Below are 18,381 nucleotides of genomic sequence, written 5' to 3'. Positions count from 1 at the left end.
AGGCCTGAAAGCATTGTCAGATACGACACAAATGTTATCCCCCGCGACAGTCCAAACCGCGCTGGAAGACCGACGAAAGTCGAACGATCTCGCGCTGCAACCGCCTTCTTTTGCAGCACCGAAAGCCTGTTTCTGCGGCAGGAATTGAACTTTCTGGAACTTGTCAAAACACGGCGCGGTGCTAAGATTTTCTCATGATCTGCTCGTTGTCATAGTCAGGCGTAACGATCACCTCCGCCTCGGTCTTTGACTAGAAGCGGAGGCCATAGATTTGCGGAGCATCCGGGAGCTTTGCTGCGTGAATGAGGTTCCGTCGAAACTCAGAACGATCCGTCGGATCGGGTTTCTGACACTGAACGAATACACCATGATCGCACTTTCCAGTGCGATCGAGGTTTTGCGAATGGCCAACCGTTTGAGCGGGCAGGACCACTATTCGTGGACCATCCTTTCCGTCGACGGCAAGCCGACGTCCTGCAGTAATGGCCTGTCTTTCGCCGACGCTAAAACCTACGATGATGCCGGCGATCTCGATATGGTACTCGTCTGCGGCGGCACGCACGTCGAGCGATACGTCAACGACAAACTCATCAATCTTCTCCGCCGGATATCGCACGATGGCATCGTGCTTGGTGGCCTGTGCACCGGCACCTACGCGCTCGTGAAATCCGGCCTTCTCGACGGCTACAAATGCACCGTCCATTGGGAAAACATGGCGGGTCTTCGCGAATTCCATCCGCGCGTGCAGTTCCAGGAAGAGCTTTTCGTTATTGACCGCGATCGCGTCACCTGCACAGGCGGAATAGCGCCCGCCGACTTGATGCTCTCCGTTGTGAAAAGCGCATTCGGTAAAACGCTGGTTGCCGATATTTCCAACCAATTCATTCTCGAACGCGTGCGCGACGGGTTCGACCGGCAGCACATCCCGATGGCGGCGCGCCTGGGATACAACAACAGTGCGCTGGTGGACATCGCCGCACTCATGGAAGCCAATTTCGAAGAACCGCTGACAGCCGTCGAATTGGCAAAATTGGCGGGCCTTTCGTTGCGCCAAGTCCAGCGCATGTTCCAGGTTTCGCTCGAAACAACACCGACGAAATACTATTTGCAATTGCGTCTCCGTCGCGCCCGCGAGCTGCTTGTGCAATCGCAAATGTCGATCACGCAGATCGCTATTTCCTGCGGTTTTCAATCGACCTGCCATTTCAGCAAATCATATCGGGCCCTTTACGGACGTACGCCACGCAGCGAACGCCAGCCCCAGACGGTCCCAGCTGAATTCAGCGCGCCGCCGCTGCCACGACAGCGTAAGTCTGTGGTGCGCGCACGCGTCCCCTCGATTTAGATCGACGCTCGCGAACACCGGAAGACCGTCGATTTACGCAGGATCAAATGGACACCCTTCGCGAAAGGAGTGTAGCCTGAGGCGCGTAAGCGCTAGATCGCGTCGCAATTGCAAAAATAGGTAGGCCGCCGCTGCTATTAGCTGGTGGGGTCGCCCTCGCCGGGTGGCGCCTTCAACAGGCAACCGACAGAAGGGCGATCCGATTTCAGATCCCCCAGCAAGCGGACTGTTGTCCATCACGCCTGCCATTGCCAACAACAGGAGTTGTCATGACACGCATAGCGATTGGGGCCACTTTCGCCCTCGTCCTGGCCGCAACCGCGGCGCACGCTGCCGACAGTGCCACTTGCAAAAAAGTCCGCTTCGCCGACGTCGGCTGGACCGACATTCAAGTGACGACCGGACTGACCAGCAACATTCTAGAAGCGCTCGGCTATGAGCCCGAGGTCAAGACGCTCTCCGTTCCCGTCACCTACGCCTCGTTGAAAAACAAGGACATCGACGTTTTCCTGGGCAACTGGATGCCCAGCATGACCGCCGACATCAAGCCCTACATCGACGACAAGTCCGTTGAGGTGCTTGGCGTCAACCTCGATAACGCCGGTTACGGTCTCGTCGTCCCCGACTACGTCGCCGATGCAGGCGTCAAAAGCCTTAAAGACCTCGGCACCCATAAAGATCAGTTCGACGGCAAGATCTACGGCATCGAAGCCGGCAATGACGGTAACCGTATCATCAGCACAATGATCGCCAAGCCGGAGAACAACCTCCAGGGCTTCGAATTGGTCGAAAGCTCCGAGGCAGGCATGCTCACCGAAGCCGAAAAGGACATGAAGAAGAAGAAGTGGATTGTCTTCCTCGGCTGGACACCCCACCCGGTCATGGGTGCCATGAAAATCCACTACCTCGACGGCATGGGCGATTCCGGTTTCGGCGCTGCAACCGTCAGCACCAACGTTCGCGCCGGCTACGAAAAAGAATGCCCGAACGTCGCCAAGTTCCTGAAGAACGAAAAATTCAATCTCGCCATGGAAGGCGCTATGATGGAGCCAGTGCTGAAAAGCGGTGCCGATCCGAAGGCGACCGCGCTTGAATGGCTCAAGAAAAATCCTGAAGCCGTAACACCGTGGCTGGCAGACGTAACCACGTTCGATGGTGGCGACCCACAGGCTGCGCTGAAGGCGTACCTCGCAAAGTAGGGGTCCTGTCACTATCCGCCCGGCAAAGGACAGGACGGCTGCTTCACAAGCGGCCGTCCGTCGCCGAATGAAGCTTGAGCACTGGGAATGGCGCAGATGGACCCCGTATCGAAGCTTGTAACTGCCTGGAAAATTCCGGTCGGACAATTCGGCAAAGCGATCTTCGACTTCGTCACCGACTATTTTCAGTGGTTCTTCGATGCCATATCGACGATTCTCGAGACGTTCGTCGACGGAACGTCCGATTTCCTGCTGCAAATCCCGCCTCTCGTTCTGGCGGTTATTCTCGCCGGTCTCGCCTATTGGCTTCGGCGTTCCGCCGTTCTCGCGGTCGGCGTTTTGATCGGCCTGCTGTTCATTCTGAACCAGGGCTTGTGGAAAGAGACCGTCCAGACGCTTGTACTGGTTTTGTCGGCCACCGCGCTCTCAATGATCATCGGCGTGCCCATCGGAATTTGGGCGGCGCATAAACCTCACGTCTGGCGCATCACGCAGCCTATCCTCGACCTGATGCAGACGATGCCGACCTTCGTCTACCTCATCCCCATTCTGATTCTGTTCGGCCTCGGCGCTGCGCCCGCACTGATCGTCACGATCATTTTCGCCATGCCCGCCCCCGTGCGCATGACGTATCTCGGCCTGACCTCGATCCCAAAGCCAATGCTGGAAGCCGGAGAAAGTTTCGGCGCCACGAAACGCCAACTCTTATGGAAGGTTGAGTTGCCCGCAGCGCTTCCGTCCATCATGGCCGGTCTCACCCAATGCATCATGCTATCGTTGTCGATGGTCGTCTTCGCCACGCTGATCGGCGCACCGAGCCTCGGCAATCCGGTCAACCGCGCGTTGGCCAACCGCAACATTCCGCTGGGCATCGAAGCCGGCCTTGCGATCGTGATCCTCGCCATCATCCTTGATCGCGTCCTTGCCATTAAACCGGAGGTCCGCAAATGAGCGTCGCGGTCGATTTCAAAAACGTCGATATCATCTTCGGCAAGGACGTTGCCCGCACGCTCGCTATGGTCGATGCCGGTGCGACGCGGGCTGAGATCCTTGCCAAAACGGGAGCCGTGCTAGGCGCCGCCGGTGCGAACCTGACTGTCAACGAGGGTGAGATTTCAGTTCTGATGGGCCTGTCCGGCTCCGGGAAATCGACCCTCCTGCGCGCTGTCAACGGCCTTAACAAGGTCTCGCGTGGTTCGCTCCTGGTGAAGGACGGCGACCGCATGGTCGATATCGCAACCTGCGATGCAGCAACCCTTCGCCACATGCGGCAGAACCAGGTCGCGATGGTGTTTCAGCAGTTCGCGCTACTGCCGTGGCGCACCGTGCGCGAGAATGCTGGCCTTGGCTTGGAGCTGGCAGGCGTCCCGGCCGCCGAACTCAAGGAGCGCGTCGATCGCCAGCTCCATCTCGTCGGGCTCGATAGCTGGGCCGACAAATACGTACACGAACTTTCCGGCGGTATGCAGCAGCGCGTGGGCCTCGCTCGCGCCTTTGCGACAGACGCTCCAATCCTGTTGATGGACGAGCCTTTCTCCGCGCTTGATCCGCTGATCCGCACCAAGCTGCAGGATGAGTTGCTGCAGCTTCAACAGACCATCAAGAAAACGATCATCTTCGTCAGTCACGATCTAGAAGAAGCGCTCAAGATCGGCAACCGCATTACCATCATGGAAAGCGGACGCATCGTACAGTCGGGGACGCCGGAAGACATCGTCCTTAACCCGGCCGACGATTACGTCCGCGACTTCATAGCCAACGTCAATCCGTTGTCCGTGCTGACGGCCTGGAACGTCATGCGCGACAAACGCGACCTTGAAACAGCTGGCGACAACTGGCTCTGGCTCGACCGGCGGCAAACGACCAAATTTAGGATCGATAGCACAGGCAAAGTTGAAGCCGCCGAATGCCGCGGAAAACAAGCAAGCTGGGTGACGTGCGGCGACATCGAAGAACAAGTGTCCGATGAGTTCTCACCAGTCTACTGGGCAAGACCCGGCACCAGCCTAAAGACCGTGATCCTCGCGATGCATAAATCGGGCACAGCTCCGGTTGCGCTGTTCGATGACGACGACCGCTTCGTCGGTTCGATCGGCGTCCGCGACGTACTGCAGGCCATTCTGCGCCGTTCAGATTGATTTTCCGGCGGAGGCGCCGTCCGCGACCTCAGTTATTTTTCGATCGTTACATCACTGAGCGGCTTGCTGCAGCAGATCAGGATCATGCCCGCATCGATCTCGCGTTGCCGGATGCCGCCGCCATGCGTCATCACCACCTGACCGTCGACTTTCTTGCTTTTGCAGGTGCCGCAAACACCTTTGCTGCACGAAAACGGCAGACGCAGGCCAGCGGCCTTCGCCGCTTCGAGAATGAATTGATCGGGACGGCAATCAATTGTGCGACCCAACTTGGTGAACTCAATTTTGAACCCGACGCTTGGCACCGATGCTGCCGCAACGGCCTCCTGCACTTCCTCTTTCTCAACCGAACTTAATCGTTCGAACGAGAAGCTTTCTTCATGATAGCGCGTCATGTCGAAACCGGCGGAGGCCAGCATAGCGCGAATATTCGCCATGTACGCTTCAGGGCCACAGCAAAAGATTTCGCGCTCTGACAGATCCGGTACAATCGACTTCAAGAGCGGCAGCGTCAGAAAACCCGTCGGCGCGCTCCAGTCGCGTTGCTCGCCGATATTTTCGCAGACGAATGCCGTTCGAAATCGGTTCATCCCATGTGCCATGGTGGCAAGTTCATTGCGGAAAATAATGTCCCGCGGCGTCCGCGCGCTGTGAACGAAAACAACGTCGCGATCTTCGCCAAGATCGTAAAGCGCACGTGACATAGACATCAACGGCGTGACACCGGACCCGCCGGACAAGAACAGGTACTTCGGTGCTGCGTGCAACGTGCAACTGAATTCGCCGGAGGGTCCGAAAGCTTTGATGGCAACGCCAGCTTTCAGATTGTCATGGAGCCAGTTCGAAACCTTGCCGCCCGGCACGCGCTTCACGGTAATCGACAGCGTGTCAGGCCGCGTCGGCGATGACGACATCGTATAGCAGCGATTGATCGTCTCACCATCGATCTCGAGTTCGAGGGTGATGAACTGCCCTGGACGAAAACGAAACAGCTTTGCCGTCGGCGTGCGAAACAAGAAGCTTTTGACGTCGTGCGTTTCCGCCCGAACATGCGTGCAGACAAGCACATCGTCTTCGTCAGAATTCCACTTGCCCGGCACGGCATCCCACTGCGCCGGACCGAGCCTGTCCTGCATCTCGTTCATGTCGTTCAGGCGCTCGCGGCAAACGGGCTGACGGTCGCCGATTCATATCCGGTTGCCGTCCGAAGCCGCTGGAAATACCAGGACATGAACTTCTCGACCAGTTCTTCCGTATAAGGCGAATAAGGCCCAGGAACATACGCTGCACTATGCGAACCGATCTGCGTCCTCTCGACGAGCGCTCCATCCTGCATATTGGTCGCGTGCCAAACAGCGCTGAGCGCCTTGGGATCGTAGTCCTGCCCTTCCACGGCATCCTTATGAACAAGCCACTTCGTCCGCAGCAACGTACGTTCCGCATCGATCGGCAGCACGCTGAACGTCACGATGTGATCGCTCATAAAATGGTGCCACGAATTCGGCTGTGTCCAAAACGACAGGCCGCCAAGATTGCGCAGAGAAAGATCGCCGAGCAATTTCTTGCACGCAACCTTGCTGTCGAGCGTCTGGGATTCTCCCGCCTTATCGAGTGGAAGCCGTTCCGTTCGGAACGCCGTCACGCGACTGTCGAGAAACTCCAGTTCGACGGACGGTAATCCGCATGATTCCCACCTTGCATGCTCGCGCGTCGTCAGATCCTTGAACGCGCGCACGTCGTCTGCATTCTCTGGGGACGGCTGATACCCGAATCCGAACTCATAGAGCGAAATCGTAAGTTCCGGATGATTGCCCTTGCAATGGTAGCATTCGCGATTGTTCTCCATCGTGAACTTCCAATTGCCGTTCTCGATGAGATCTTCCTCATACGCGACTTTGCAATCACTAATGCGGTGCGGAAGAATATAGGGTTCCATCTCGCGCCGCATCTGCTCGAAGTCGACAGGTGGATTGTCCGCAAGGCAGACGAAGATCAGCCCAGCAACATTCCCGACGTGGACCATCTTCAGACCGAATTTACTCCGGTCGAAGTCATCGCCCATGTGCTCCGTGTGAATCAGATTGCCACGCAGGTCGTAAGTCCACTGATGGTAAGGACAAACGACATTGCCAACGCTACCCTTGTCTCCATCGCAGAGGCGCGCGCCGCGATGGCGGCACACGTTGTGAAACGCCGTGATCGACATGTCGTCGTCACGAGCCACGACGACTGACGTCTTTCCGATCGGAACTGTGAAATAATCGCCTGGCTCGGGAATGTCAGGTTCGCAGCCGACGTAAATCCACGTCCCGCCGAAAATGACCTCCATATCGAGATCGAAAATTTCCTTGCTCTGATAGAATGACGCTTCCAGGCTATAGCCCGGTCGCCGTCTGGCTATCAGGGACCGCAGTTCATTTGATAATTGCATGTGGTCCTCCCATTGCAGGGGCTCAGCTCAAAAATCAACGAGGCGATGTTCTCTCAGATAATTCAGCACCACTTGTGCTTTATCGACGGATGTCCCCTCAAAAGCGACAACACCGCCTTTCACCTCAGACACGATCGCCGAGAGCAATCGAGCGTGTGCCGCCTTTTTTTCCTGGGCCTTAAGACGCTGGGGATGACGCGGCTCGGCTTCCACTGCCCAGCTTGGCTGGAGCATCACGCTCTCATCCAGACCAGCGCTCGGCAATGGCTCGATTTTTCCGGAAATACGGCGCGCATAGGCATATTTCAAACGCACAGGCGCCAAGGGATGCACGGCGACAATGACCGGCAACGGGCAGGCCACCCGCCGCCTCCGCCCCTTCGGCAGAAACTGGCGGATCGTTGCCTCGCGTCCCGACGCGCCGACTTCAATTTTGACTTCGAGCGCGTTTGAGATAATCGGCCGCCCGAGCGCCTCGGCCAGAATATACGGCAGCAGACCACTGCCTGCGCCCTGCTCTGCCCGGCTCCCCGTCAGGATGATATCGGAGTTTCTCAACGCCTCACACAGCGCCGAAATCGAAACACCGCCGGATGTCCCCTCCAGCACGTCGATCCTGCTGGCTCCGAGGGCCATATAATCCTTGAGTGCGGGTTCTTCTTTTTCTCCGGCGTGAACGATGCGTAAGGCATCGCCGGATAAAGCCTTGCCGACGGCCATGGCAACCGTATCGCCGCGACAGGCGCGCGCCGCACCGCTCACCGGATGGCGACCGGCGGAAACCAGTACCGCGACGGAAACGGGCGCGCTCATACCTGCCCCTCCGGCGTTTCCGACTGAGTTCGTGCTTGCCCGACGCGCGCGATCAAAGCTTGCATCACCTCTTCCGCGTCACCAACCACCGTTAAATCCGCGCGCTTGATTATCGGCGCACCTGGATCGCTGTTGATTGCGATCACGTGACGGCACGCCTTAATGCCCTGCAAATGCTGAACAGCGCCGGAGATGCCAACCGCGATGTAAGTCGTCGCGCTGACGGACTTGCCCGACGCACCGATCTGTTTGCTGCGCGGAAACTTCCCATCATCCACCGCAACGCGACTGGCACCCACCGCCGCATCGAAGCAACCCGCCAGCTTTTCGAGCGTCGCCACGTTCGTCACGCCATTGCCCGCAGAAACGATGAAGTCGGCTTCCTCCAACGCGATGGAACCCGTTTCCGTTGCTTCGAGACCGAGATCGCGGCACACGTCCTTGACGTCGGCAGCCAACGGCACGGACAGAACCTCTCCGGCGCCAATAAAAGGCAGGTTACTATCGACCGCGCCTGCCTGCAGCAGCACGAAACGCGGCAGCGGCGCATCCGCCAGACACCCACCGCCGGACCATCCGACGGCGACGTGCTTGCCGCTGATTTCTGAAACGTGTGTCGCTGCAGAAGCACGAAGCTTCGCAATCAGCCGTCGCCCGAGATCGCCATCACCCAGCGCGTTGTCAGGCATGAAAATGTGCTCTGGCTGATAATCATTGATGAGCGCTTCGACCACACCCTCTTCACGCCGAGGTTCGAAGCGGGCGGCATCGAGATCATCCACGATCACGACCTTATCAGCGCCCAGCGCCGCCGCATTCTCATGAAAGGCACCGAGAATCACGGCAATCACGCCCGTCTCCGACGCCGCGAGAATGGCAGCTGCTGCAATCGCCTCACGGGCATGGTCGTCGAGCCGTCCTTGATAGGCATGCGCGATGGCCATATGCCAACTTGTGGCGGCGACTTGGGTCCGCAAAGGTTTCGCCCGAGGCGCTTCCGAATTTCGTGAAGCGCCAACGGCGAGGTCCCCCGCACCGGTCTCGCCAAGAACGATCCTACGCAGGCCGTTCGGTCCGATGCGATACGGACGGCGCGGATCAACCCGTTTCGCCCGGCTCATGGCCGTTCCTCCAGCGAAGCTGCGACGAGTTCCGCGATATCGAGCACTTCCGCGCGATCGCCAGCCACACCCTCCAGCATTGCCGTACATTGCGGACAGGCCACAGCCACAACTTCGGCGCAGATAGCGCGAATATCATCCATGCGCATATCCGGAATGCGCAGCTTGCCGGGGATGTCAGTCAGCGGCGCACCGCCGCCACCGCCGCAGCACCGCGCGCGAAACCCGGAGCGCTCCATCTCTCGAACGGTCGCACCGAGCTTTCGCAGAACCGAGCGCGGCGCTTCGAACTCGCCGTTATAGCGACCGAGATAACAGGGGTCATGATAGGTCAGTGCGCGCGCGTCTTGCCGCTCGACCAGTTGCAATGCACCCCGCTCCATCAACTCGTCGATCAGAGCGGTGTGGTGCACGACAAGGTAACGCCCGCCAAACGCCGGATATTCGTTGCGAAGGCTGTGCAGCACGTGCGGATCTGCCGTCACGATGCGCTTGAAATCGAGCTTGGCCAACGTCACGATGTTCTTTTGGGCGAGGGATTGAAAGGTTGCTTCATCCCCCAATCGACGCGCCGTATCACCGGTATCCCGCTCATCTTCGCCGAGCACAGCGAAATCCGCGTTAGCAGCTTTCAGAATTTTCACCAGCGAACGAAGCGTCCGCTGATAGCGCATGTCAAACGCGCCCTCCCCGGCGAACAGCAATAGATCGACCGGCTTCCCAGGTTCAGCCGTCGGCGCATCGAGGTCAATAGCCCAGTTGTATCTCGCAGTTTTTGCGTAGCCGCCTTGCGTATCGGTCTCGCGTAAATTGGCGAGAATCTCCGGCGCCGTCCCAGGGACATCGCCCTGCGTCAGGTTTAAGCTCCTGCGCATGCCGACGATCGCGTCGACATGCTCGATCAACATCGGACATTCCTCGACGCAGGCCCGGCAGGTCGTGCACGACCAAAGCGTTTGCGGCTCGATAAGCTGCGGAACGATCGCGTCATCCGGCGCGCCGTGATGCGTACCGATTGCGATGCCGGGATAGGGACTGCCCGCATAACTCACGTCGCTTCTGCCCGAGAACCCGCAGACGAGATCTTGAATAAGTTTTTTCGGATTGAGCGGTTGTCCCGCAGCAAAGGCCGGACATGCCTGTTCGCATTTTCCACACTGAACACAGGCGTCAAAGCTCAAGAGCTGATTCCAGCGAAAATCACTCGGTGCGTTGACCCCATATTCGCGTTCGTCGAGATGCAACGGCTTGAGAGCAGTTGATCGGACGCCCGAGAACCGCTCAGGCCGCGGATGAAACGCGAGATGCAGAAGACCTGCCACGGCGTGCTTCATCGGCGCCGCAAAGCCGATCCCAAGAACCAGTTCAGCCGAGCCAATAAGCAGAAAAAATATCGCCAGCGTTGCAATCGCAGCCGAAAGCATTCCCGGCGGTACCGCCACGGCAATGAGCAGCCCCAGCGCGAACGCTGCAAGCGTGAACGGCAGGCGATCCCACGCCCCGCGTGACAGACGTGAGGGCGGATTCCGCCGCCGTTGCCAAACGCAATAGACGCCGACAAGCATCACGGCGGCGCCCAGAACGATGCCCCAATCGAGAAGCCGCGAATAAATCCCCAGCCCATAATTGACAGCAACTAACCCGATTGCGAGCGCCGCGCCGCCTGCTGTCGCAACATGCGTGTGCGCAATGTGGGGCTCGCGCGCAACGACGTGGTGCAAGTCAACGAAGTAGCGCTTCGGAACGGCAAACAATCCCGACCATGCAACCGCGGCCGGCTGTCCTGCACGCCACAGCACCGCGCGGCGCGTTATACCGAGTGCCAATGTCACCACCGACACCCAAAACAGCACGGTGATGACAGGCGCGACAGACACGATCAGAAATCCTTGCAGAGCCGGAGCGAGTCATAGATCGCCGCGTGGATATTGTGCATCGACACGCAATCGCCGACGCGGAACAGCACGAAGCGGTCTCCTTCCGTCGAGTCGCTCAGCACAGGTTGCGGCGTGTTGGAATAGAGTGCGTTGAGATCGACCTGACCACGATTGATCGACTTCTCTTTCAGCGACCAGTAAAGCTCCGCGTTCGGCGTTATGCCGTTCTCGATGACGACCTGGTCGACCGCGCGTTCTTCAAGCTCGTCGGTATATTCGTTGCGCAGAACCGCAATCTTCTTGTTGCCCTCCGCATACACACGGTCGAGCCAGAAGTTCGGCGTGGGAATGATACCCTGCGCATACATGCGGCGATAGAAGATCGGAAACGTCGTGCCGCCGACATCATCGCCGACCTTGACGTCCGGCGTCACGATCTCGACCGTGCAGCCGCGGCTCGCAAGAAAGTCGGCCGTGCCGAAACCCGCATGTGTGCTGATACCGTCATAGACAAGCACGCTCTCGGCAGGCGGCACTTTCTCGGAAAGAATATCCCAGGCGCTGACTGAAAGACCTTCGGCCGCGCCCCACCCCTCTACCTGCTCGACGTGGCTTCGCCCGCCCGTCGCCAGAACAACAATATCCGGCCGCTCGCCGACGATCATTTCGGGCGTCGCCTCAACGCCAAGGCGACGATCGACGCCAAGCCGCTTCGTTTCGAGATCGAACCAACGAACGATACCCGCCATCTGCTCGCGCTGCGGTGCTTTCGATGCGAGATTGATCTGCCCACCGACAGTTTCGTTCCGTTCGAACAAAATGACGTCATGTCCGCGCGACCGCGACACGCGCGCCGCTTCAAGTCCAGCCGGCCCAGCGCCAACCACGACAACGCGCCGCTTTGCGCCAGTTGTCGGCGTGATGATGTGAGGCATAGTGGCTTCGCGCGATGTTGCCGCGTTTTGCACGCACAGCGTATCCGAACCCGAATACATGCGATCAATGCAATAGTTGGCGCCGACGCATTGGCGGATCTGATCCTCACGACCTTCGCGCACTTTCTTCATGATGTGCGGATCGGCAATATGCGCTCGCGTCATGCCGACGATATCGACCATGCCGTTTGCCAGAATACGCTCGGCCTGTGTGATATCGCGAATGCCCTGCGCATGAAGGATCGGAACCTTCACGACCGACTTGATGCCCGCTGCCAGATGCACGAACGGTTCAGGCGGTAACGCCATCGGCGGCATGCAGTTGGCAAGCGTGTTGTGCGTATCTGCGCCCGAGCCGATGACACTGATGAAATCGATAAGCCCCGTCTCGGACATGGCCTGCGCAATTTCCTTCAGCGTCACGTGATCAAGGCCGTCGTCATGAAACTCGTCGGCGCACATTCGCATGCCGACACAATAGTCGCGGCCGACAGCTTCACGCACAGTCTGCAGCACCTCGATCCCGAACCGCATACGATTGGTGAGACTCCCGCCCCATTCATCCGTTCGCATGTTGGTGCGTGGTGACCAGAACTGATCAATGAGTTGCTGATGCGCAGCTGAAATCTCAATCCCGTCGAAACCCGACTTCTGCACGCGCTTCGCGGCCGCTGCGAAATCGCCGATGATCCGCCGAATGTCTTCGATCTCGATTGTCTTGGCATTGCCGCGATGCACCGGCTCGCGCACGCCCGACGGCGACACCAGATGCGGCCAGGGGTCGCCTGCGTAAGCGGAACGCCGCCCCATGTGCGTCGCCTGGATCATGATCTTCATGCCATGGCGATGAACCGTGTCTGCCAAACGCGCCATCGGCTCGATCACGCGATCCGTCGTCAGATTGACGGGCCTCCACGCCCCTTGCGGCACGTCGATCGAAACAGGGCTCGACCCGCCGCAGATTGCCATGCCGAGACCGCCCTTGGCCTTCTCTTCGTAATAGCGGATGTAACGGTCGCCGGGCATGCCGCCTGCATCCGCATAGACCTCGGCGTGCGCCGTCGAATAGATGCGGTTCGGCAATGTCAGCTGATTGAGCTTGATCGGGGTGAAGATATGCGGATAAGCCGCCATCGCCTGATCCTCGCACCGCTTCGCGTCAACAATAAACGACCGTCGCGGCGAGGCCGCCAAGCGACGTTTCTTTGTATTTCGATTGCAAATCGTGGCCGGTCTGCCGCATCGTCTCGATCACAGCATCAAGCGAAACGAGGTGGCCGCCGTCATCCATCATTGCGAGGCGCGCGGCGTTGATCGCTTTCATCGCGCCCATGCTGTTGCGCTCGATGCATGGTACCTGCACCAGGCCGCCGATCGGATCGCAGGTCATGCCGAGATTGTGTTCCATGCCAATCTCGGCCGCGTTCTCAATCTGCTCTGCCGTGGCACCCATAACGGCGGCAAGTCCGGCGGCCGCCATCGAGCAAGACACACCGATCTCACCCTGGCAGCCCATCTCTGCGGCAGAAATCGAAGCGTTCTTCTTGTAGAGCATGCCGATGCCCGCTGCCGTCAGCAGGAAGGTGACGATATGATCGTCGCGGGCGTCGGCATCAGGCGCCGCATCGCAAAAGCGCGTGTAATAGGCAAGCACCGCCGGAATGACGCCTGCCGAACCATTGGTCGGCGCCGTCACCACGCGCCCGCCCGCCGCGTTCTCTTCGTTGACGGCTATGGCGAAAGCGCTGACCATATCCATCGCGCGAAAATCAGCAGTGAGCTTGCCATCGACATCGCTCGCCTGCCGATAAAGCGCGGGGGCACGACGCTTCACTCTGAGACCGCCAGGCAGAATGCCCTCCGTCGCAAGCCCGCGCTGCAGACAATCGTTCATCACCTGCCAGACTTTCAAAACCTTGCCGCGGGTTGCAGCTTCGTCCTGGTAGGCAAGCTCATTGCGCCAGACGATCTCGGCGATCGTCAGGTTGTGGCGCTGACAGAGCGCGAGAAGCTCCTTCGCACTGCTGAAAGCGTAGCGCACCGGTCGATGCGGAACCTCATCCGTGCTGCGACTTGCGATCAGCGCCACCTTATCGAGAACGGCACCGCCGCCGATTGAGAAATAGGTGTTTCGGTAGAGCGAAACGCCAAGCGCGTCGAACGCCTCGATGATCATTCCATTCGGGTGCTCGCTGAGCATCTTATCGCGATGGAACAGAAGGTCCGTTTCGGGCGTAAAGGCAATATCGCCTTCACCGCCGAACGCCAGTCGTTTCGTTCGCCGGACATCATCGACGCGTTGCGCCAGCATGGCAGGGTCCGCGTCTTCCGGCGTTTCGCCGAGCAAACCGCCGATGACGGCAAAATCGGTCGCGTGGCCGACGCCCGTCAACGCCAGCGATCCATAAAGATCGACGACAACGCGTTCAACCAAGTGCATCAGGTTCGCCGTCCGAAGCTCCGCGATAAAACTGTTGACTGCGCTCATCGGCCCGACCGTATGCGAGCTTGATGGGCCAATCCCAATGCGAAAAACTTCGAAGACGCTGTAGTTCATCCTGCCACTCCATCCCCGGCGTGGCCCGTTGCCTCGATAGCGGCAATCCCCAGTCCATACGGCGCCGCGGCGCGGGCAAGATAGCGCCAAATATAGTCGGCGAAACTGCGGCGCATTAAAAGGCAGAAGCCATTGCCCGAACGATAGGCATAGACGGATGATTTACCGAACGTCGTCCCGACAACCCGTCCAGGCTGCAAGGCCGCAAAATTGTAAACGCTGGCGTGCTGAAGTACGTCGAGCGCGTTCAGGCCCTGAAGCAGAACCTGTGTGTACCCGCCAGAATTGTCTGCGACCTGGCTTCTGATCCCCTGAAGACCGGCCTTGAGGGCGGCAATCAGCTCACCCAGCCAAGACCGTGCGCAAACGACCATCCACTCATCCGGTGAGATCCACAGCACTTTCACCCCATTAGCCACGGTGAACGTACACGGATCGACCGGAAGCGGAACGCCGATCGCCGTCGACACCTTCTCGACGAAGGCCGGATCTGCGGAGTTGCCCCGCAGGCTGACATAGCCCAGCAGCGGAATTTCATTCGCCCACACACCGCGAACGTCGTCAGCGGGCTGCGCCTGAGCCGCAAGATCGAAAGCATGAAGCGGCGATTGCATGGTCGGCTCAGCCATTCTGCCGCTCTCCCTTCGGATCGACGAAAACGGGTGACACCAGTTTCACTTTGTGCGTCTTGCCGCCTGCATATGCAAACAACGTATCGCGCCCGGCGCTCCGACCGTCGTCCCCTCGCCGGTTGATGCCATCGCGCACGACGGCCATTGCTATCGACCGGCCAAGCTCGGCACTGAAATAGCTCGACGTCACATGACCTAACATCGCGACAGGCGGCGTCACATCAGGTTGCTCGATGATTTGCGCCCCTTCCGCCAGAACTACAGTCGGATCGTCTGTCAGCAAACCGACGAGCTGTTTGCGATTCGGCGCGGCAGTATCGCTGCGCGTAAACGACCGTTTGCCAATAAAGCTGAACGGCTTCTTCATCGACACGGCCCACGCCATGTCGAGATCGAACGGCGTCTGCGAACCGTCCGTATCCTGGCCAACGATGATGAAACCTTTCTCTGCGCGCAGCACGTGCATGGCATCGGTGCCATAGGGCGTGATGCCGAATTCGTCTCCCGCGGCCATCAGCGCTTCCCAGACATGACGGCCATAGCTCGCATCGACATTCACTTCGAATGCCAGCTCGCCCGAAAAGCTGATCCGGAACACGCGGGCCGGAACGCCCGCGACGGTCCCTTCGCGCCAGTCCATGAATTTGAATGCCGACGGCGAAAGATCGATGTCAGTGCAGACCTTCGCCAGCACCTCGCGGCTCTTCGGCCCAACCACGGCGGCTGTCGCCCAATGATCGGTGACCGAAGTCATATAGACATCAAGCTCCGGCCACTCGGTCTGGTGCCAGTTCTCCAGCCACGTGAGCACGCGCGCAGCACCTCCCGTCGTCGTCGTCATCAGGAAGTGATCGTCCGCGACGCACGCCGTGACGCCGTCGTCCATTACCATGCCGTTCTCATCAAGCATCAAGCCGTAACGGCACTTGCCCGGCGCGAGCTGCGTCCACGCATTCGCATAGACGCGATTGAGGAATTCGCGGACGTCCTTACCCTGAAGGTCGATCTTGCCGAGTGTCGAGGCATCCATGATGCCGACGCCGCGGCGAGCCGCCAGACATTCCCGACGCACGGCAGCGTCCTGATCTTCGCCGCGATGAAGAAAGTATTGCGGCCGGAGCCACTGCCCAACGTCTTCGAACACCGCGCCGCGCGCCACGTGCGAAGCATGCATCGCCGTCGTGCGCCGCGGTTCGAACGTCTCACCCTCGTTCGCGCCAGCCAGCGTCCCGAACGTTACCGGCGTGTAGGCCGGACGATACGTCGTCGTGCCAACCTCAGGAATGCTTTTGCCGAGCGCGTCCGCTGCGATCGCAAAACCGTTGACGTTCGATAGCTTGCCTTGATCCGTCCCGAACCCCAGGGCCGTATAGCGCTTGATGTGCTCGATCGAGCGATAGTTCTCGCGCACGGCAAGATGAATATCGGCCGCTGACACATCATTTTGGAAATCGACGAACGCCTTCTTGCCATGTCCTTCCGGCTTGCCATCCGGAACACGGAAGATCCGTCGCGCCGGTGTGGCCTCTGGCTCATCGGTTTCCAGGCTCCGTGTTTCGGCGGCCGGCTCCTTGCCAAAGGAGGCAATCAATGCAGCAGTCACTTTTTCCGCTTCCGTCAGGGCCGCCTGCAGTCCGAACGTTCCCGTGATCGCGCCGGCACAATAGATACCAACAGCGGCACGCCCCGTCGCAGGCGCGACGAACGCCAGCTTGCTCTCGTCCCAATATGGACGGCCGCCGTCATGGCAATAGAGATGCACTGTTGGTGACAAACCACCGGAGCTTCCCAGCGCATCACACTCGAATGACGCGCCCTGCCCTGCAACGGCGTTGCGGTTGCCATCGAGCTTGACGAGCTGCGCACCCTTGACCGCCCTGGCGCCATGCGCCACCGCAATCCCGCATCCCGGTCGGACATCGACACCTACTGCATGGGCGCGTTGCTCCCAAGTGGTGTTCGGCTGCATTCGCGTATCAGCAAGCACGACCGAGCACCCGGCGCGCGCCAGATCGCAAGCCCCTTGATAGGCGTAATCGTTGCTCGTCTGCAAAAGCACGCGCTTGCCGACCGCGACGCCATAGCGATTGAGATAGGTCGTCAAAGCCGAGGCCGTCAGAATACCCGGCAGATCGTTGTTGCCGAACACCAGCGGCCGCTCGATGGCGCCCGCCGCCAGCAGAATGCGTTCTGCCCGAATGCGATGCAGCCTCTGCCGCGGCGTCGCCTCATCGCGGTCTTTCAACGGCAGATGATCCTGAAGCTGCTCGACGGCCATGATCAGGTTCATGTCATGAAGAGCAAACGCGCTTGTCCGCGTCATGACCTTCACATTGGCGAGGCTCTGCAGCTCGCCGATGATCGCCTTCAGCCACGCGGCCGCCGATTCACCGCCGATGACCGTGTTCGGCGATGACAATAGCCATCCACCCAGCTCGTTTTGTTCATCAAGAAGCACGACGTCCAGCCCCGCGCGCCCGGCATCGAGCGCCGCCAGCAATCCACAGGCTCCGCCGCCGACGATGACGACCTGAGCATGGCTGGTACGATGATTGTAGCTTTCGCTATCGGCCTCTTCTGGCGCCGAGCCGTATCCCGCAGCCTGCCGGATGATGTGTTCGAAGCGGGGCCAGAGCTTCTGATTTTGAAACGTCTTGTAGTAGAAGCCTGCGGGCATGAAGCGCGCGAAAGGCCCGCAGAAACTCTTGAGATCGAACTCCAAGGTCGGATAGCCGGTCGTGCGCCGGGCGATCAATTGATCGTACAGCTCAACCTGCGTGGCCTTGAGATTTGGAATCGTCAGCGCGCCAGTCTCGACCTGCGTCAGCGCGTTCGGCTCTTCCGGTCCAGCGCCGACAATGCCGCGTGGCCGCCCGTACTTGAAGCTGCGGCCAATCATGCGCACGCCGTTGGCCAGCAACGCCGAGGCCAGTGTATCGCCAGCATATCCGGTGTAGGACTTGCCATCGAACGAGAACGACAGCGGGCGCTCGAAATCGACACGCGCATTGGCGTGCTTGACGCGATAATCCGTCATTGCGCGCCACCTTCCGCATCATAGGCCTTGCGGCCTTCGGCAAGCGTCCAAGAGCCTGCTATGGTGTTCGTCGCAGTATTGCGCTTCACAACTAAAAACTTCCGGCACCCGGTTGCGTGCGACCACAGCTCCCAATGCCAGCCTTTCGGATTGGTCCGCATGAAGAGGTAGTCGCCCCAGGCTTCATCGCTGACGGTTTCAGGCGTTGACGGGCGAACGCGAAATGCTTCGCCCGCATACCCAAACTCCTCTTCCTCGCGTTTTTCCTGGCAGTGCGGGCAGAACAGAACGAACAT

14 protein-coding genes are annotated in these 18,381 nt (G+C 59.4%); 4 read left to right on the top strand and 10 right to left on the bottom strand.

Annotated elements, in window-relative coordinates:
- Positions 1-298 precede the first annotated feature (298 nt).
- From ACLB1Z_RS10335 to choV, 4 genes are all read left to right on the top strand, one after another.
- Positions 299-1,345 (top strand): GlxA family transcriptional regulator, encoded by a 1,047-nt coding sequence (locus tag ACLB1Z_RS10335; RefSeq protein WP_392683786.1) that lies wholly within the window; start codon positions 299-301, stop codon positions 1,343-1,345.
- A gap of 269 nt (positions 1,346-1,614) precedes the next feature.
- Positions 1,615-2,544, top strand: a complete 930-nt coding sequence (choX, locus tag ACLB1Z_RS10330) for a choline ABC transporter substrate-binding protein (protein ID WP_409559782.1) — start codon at positions 1,615-1,617, stop codon at positions 2,542-2,544.
- Positions 2,545-2,640: 96 nt separating this feature from the next.
- The gene (gene choW, locus ACLB1Z_RS10325; RefSeq protein ID WP_409563259.1) at positions 2,641-3,495 is read left to right on the top strand and encodes a choline ABC transporter permease subunit; all 855 of its coding nucleotides are present in this window, start codon (positions 2,641-2,643) and stop codon (positions 3,493-3,495) included.
- Positions 3,492-4,682 carry a choline ABC transporter ATP-binding protein gene (gene choV, locus ACLB1Z_RS10320; RefSeq protein ID WP_409559781.1) on the top strand — a complete coding sequence of 397 codons (1,191 nt, stop codon included), beginning with the start codon at positions 3,492-3,494 and terminating at the stop codon, positions 4,680-4,682. Before choW ends, choV begins: the two co-directional genes overlap by 4 nt.
- Positions 4,683-4,714: 32 nt before the next feature.
- On the opposite strand, the gene ACLB1Z_RS10315 is transcribed toward choV, so the two are convergent.
- The 10 genes from ACLB1Z_RS10315 to ACLB1Z_RS10270 all read right to left on the bottom strand — a co-directional run bounded on the left by ACLB1Z_RS10315 (position 4,715) and on the right by ACLB1Z_RS10270 (position 18,381).
- Positions 4,715-5,827: an FAD-binding oxidoreductase gene (locus tag ACLB1Z_RS10315; RefSeq protein ID WP_409559780.1), complete on the bottom strand. Its 1,113-nt coding sequence runs from the start codon at positions 5,825-5,827 to the stop codon at positions 4,715-4,717.
- 5 nt (positions 5,828-5,832) lie between these two features.
- The gene (locus tag ACLB1Z_RS10310) at positions 5,833-7,113 is read right to left on the bottom strand and encodes an aromatic ring-hydroxylating oxygenase subunit alpha (protein ID WP_409559779.1); all 1,281 of its coding nucleotides are present in this window, start codon (positions 7,111-7,113) and stop codon (positions 5,833-5,835) included.
- Positions 7,114-7,140: 27 nt separating this feature from the next.
- Entirely contained in the window at positions 7,141-7,833 is a 693-nt protein-coding gene (locus ACLB1Z_RS10305; RefSeq protein ID WP_409559778.1) for a hypothetical protein, read from the bottom strand.
- Positions 7,834-7,922: 89 nt separating this feature from the next.
- On the bottom strand, positions 7,923-9,047 hold the full coding sequence (locus ACLB1Z_RS10300; RefSeq protein WP_409559777.1) for an electron transfer flavoprotein subunit alpha/FixB family protein: 1,125 nt from the start codon (positions 9,045-9,047) through the stop codon (positions 7,923-7,925).
- Positions 9,044-10,927, bottom strand: a complete 1,884-nt coding sequence (locus tag ACLB1Z_RS10295) for a (Fe-S)-binding protein (protein WP_409563258.1) — start codon at positions 10,925-10,927, stop codon at positions 9,044-9,046. The genes ACLB1Z_RS10300 and ACLB1Z_RS10295 overlap by 4 nt, the downstream gene beginning before the upstream one ends.
- On the bottom strand, positions 10,927-12,993 hold the full coding sequence (locus ACLB1Z_RS10290; protein WP_409563216.1) for an FAD-dependent oxidoreductase: 2,067 nt from the start codon (positions 12,991-12,993) through the stop codon (positions 10,927-10,929). The genes ACLB1Z_RS10295 and ACLB1Z_RS10290 overlap by 1 nt, the downstream gene beginning before the upstream one ends.
- Positions 12,994-13,018: 25 nt before the next feature.
- Positions 13,019-14,416, bottom strand: a complete 1,398-nt coding sequence (locus ACLB1Z_RS10285) for an L-serine ammonia-lyase (protein ID WP_409563215.1) — start codon at positions 14,414-14,416, stop codon at positions 13,019-13,021.
- The gene (locus ACLB1Z_RS10280; RefSeq protein ID WP_409563214.1) at positions 14,413-15,045 is read right to left on the bottom strand and encodes a sarcosine oxidase subunit gamma; all 633 of its coding nucleotides are present in this window, start codon (positions 15,043-15,045) and stop codon (positions 14,413-14,415) included. The genes ACLB1Z_RS10285 and ACLB1Z_RS10280 overlap by 4 nt, the downstream gene beginning before the upstream one ends.
- Positions 15,038-18,085, bottom strand: a complete 3,048-nt coding sequence (locus ACLB1Z_RS10275; RefSeq protein ID WP_409563213.1) for a sarcosine oxidase subunit alpha family protein — start codon at positions 18,083-18,085, stop codon at positions 15,038-15,040. The genes ACLB1Z_RS10280 and ACLB1Z_RS10275 overlap by 8 nt, the downstream gene beginning before the upstream one ends.
- Entirely contained in the window at positions 18,082-18,381 is a 300-nt protein-coding gene (locus tag ACLB1Z_RS10270) for a sarcosine oxidase subunit delta (protein WP_409563212.1), read from the bottom strand. The genes ACLB1Z_RS10275 and ACLB1Z_RS10270 overlap by 4 nt, the downstream gene beginning before the upstream one ends.

Origin of the sequence: Hyphomicrobium sp. MC8b (assembly GCF_905067615.1) — a bacterium.
GTDB lineage: Bacteria > Pseudomonadota > Alphaproteobacteria > Rhizobiales > Hyphomicrobiaceae > Hyphomicrobium_B.
Note: the sequence above shows the minus strand (reverse complement) of the source record. Positions and strands in the feature narration are given on the sequence as shown.

What these genes read in the sequence shown, in the direction of transcription:
- choX (WP_409559782.1), top strand. Translation starts at nt 1,615, where the DNA reads ATGACACGCATAGCGATTGGGGCCACTTTCGCCCTCGTCCTGGCCGCA.
- ACLB1Z_RS10270 (WP_409563212.1), bottom strand. Translation starts at nt 18,381, where the DNA reads ATGTTCGTTCTGTTCTGCCCGCACTGCCAGGAAAAACGCGAGGAAGAG.
- choV (WP_409559781.1), top strand. Translation starts at nt 3,492, where the DNA reads ATGAGCGTCGCGGTCGATTTCAAAAACGTCGATATCATCTTCGGCAAG.
- ACLB1Z_RS10310 (WP_409559779.1), bottom strand. Translation starts at nt 7,113, where the DNA reads ATGCAATTATCAAATGAACTGCGGTCCCTGATAGCCAGACGGCGACCG.
- ACLB1Z_RS10280 (WP_409563214.1), bottom strand. Translation starts at nt 15,045, where the DNA reads ATGGCTGAGCCGACCATGCAATCGCCGCTTCATGCTTTCGATCTTGCG.
- ACLB1Z_RS10290 (WP_409563216.1), bottom strand. Translation starts at nt 12,993, where the DNA reads ATGGCGGCTTATCCGCATATCTTCACCCCGATCAAGCTCAATCAGCTG.
- choW (WP_409563259.1), top strand. Translation starts at nt 2,641, where the DNA reads ATGGACCCCGTATCGAAGCTTGTAACTGCCTGGAAAATTCCGGTCGGA.
- ACLB1Z_RS10275 (WP_409563213.1), bottom strand. Translation starts at nt 18,085, where the DNA reads ATGACGGATTATCGCGTCAAGCACGCCAATGCGCGTGTCGATTTCGAG.
- ACLB1Z_RS10300 (WP_409559777.1), bottom strand. Translation starts at nt 9,047, where the DNA reads ATGAGCCGGGCGAAACGGGTTGATCCGCGCCGTCCGTATCGCATCGGA.
- ACLB1Z_RS10305 (WP_409559778.1), bottom strand. Translation starts at nt 7,833, where the DNA reads ATGGCCGTCGGCAAGGCTTTATCCGGCGATGCCTTACGCATCGTTCAC.
- ACLB1Z_RS10285 (WP_409563215.1), bottom strand. Translation starts at nt 14,416, where the DNA reads ATGAACTACAGCGTCTTCGAAGTTTTTCGCATTGGGATTGGCCCATCA.
- ACLB1Z_RS10315 (WP_409559780.1), bottom strand. Translation starts at nt 5,827, where the DNA reads ATGAACGAGATGCAGGACAGGCTCGGTCCGGCGCAGTGGGATGCCGTG.